The sequence below is a fragment of the Mesorhizobium sp. M2A.F.Ca.ET.067.02.1.1 genome, assembly GCF_004023285.1.
In the GTDB taxonomy this organism is placed as follows: Bacteria; Pseudomonadota; Alphaproteobacteria; order Rhizobiales; family Rhizobiaceae; genus Mesorhizobium.
Genome location: NZ_RZSB01001353.1, coordinates 1 through 626 on the forward strand (window position 1 = coordinate 1; position 626 = coordinate 626).

Annotated in this window: 1 pseudogene; it reads right to left on the reverse strand. The window is 64.1% G+C overall.

Annotated elements, in window-relative coordinates:
* Positions 1-398: pseudogene (locus EOA28_RS37775) on the reverse strand (hypothetical protein); the annotation flags it as partial.
* Between the last annotated feature and the right edge of the window lie 228 nt (positions 399-626).

The following is a 626-nucleotide window of genomic DNA, read 5'->3' on the forward strand; positions in this document are numbered from 1 at the left end:
GCATCGATGCGCGACGTCACGCCCGAAATGGGGAGCGCGCTCGCCGGCCCGGCGGTCGTCCAAAAGGGGCTTTGCCGCAACAGCGCATGACCGCCCGACACCCAGAAAGAGGCAAGTGCTATGCCGACGCCGGCGATCCAGAACATTGGGCCGCCCCGCGACGGCCGCGACGGCGCGGCATCCGGCTTGCGCAGCATGCCCATGCCTTCGATCGGCGGCGGCGGGATCTGCGGCTGGGGCGGGGACCGCTCCGGATGCGCGGCAAAACGCGGCAGCACCACATAGTCGGCATCGACGATGTCGGCCGCATTGGACATGGCGCGCTCCGGCGCGGCATGTGTTGCCGGGCCGGTCATGATTTCGCCGGAAACGGGGCGCGCGGTTCTATTCTCAGCCATTACGGCACCAGTGCAGTCTTCGTTTCTTTTGCGTAAACGGAATTGGTTAACGCTTCCCCACCGGAATGGCCTTGACGAGTACCGATCGTTGAAAAATTAACCGCCGGTTAACCATGCCGGCCGATGGTCTGTTAATGTAGATCGTGGCGCGTCGCCGCCGAAAGTTTCAGGTCGCCGAACGTGATCCGCTTCGAAAATGTCGGCCTCCGCTATGGCATGGGTCCGGAG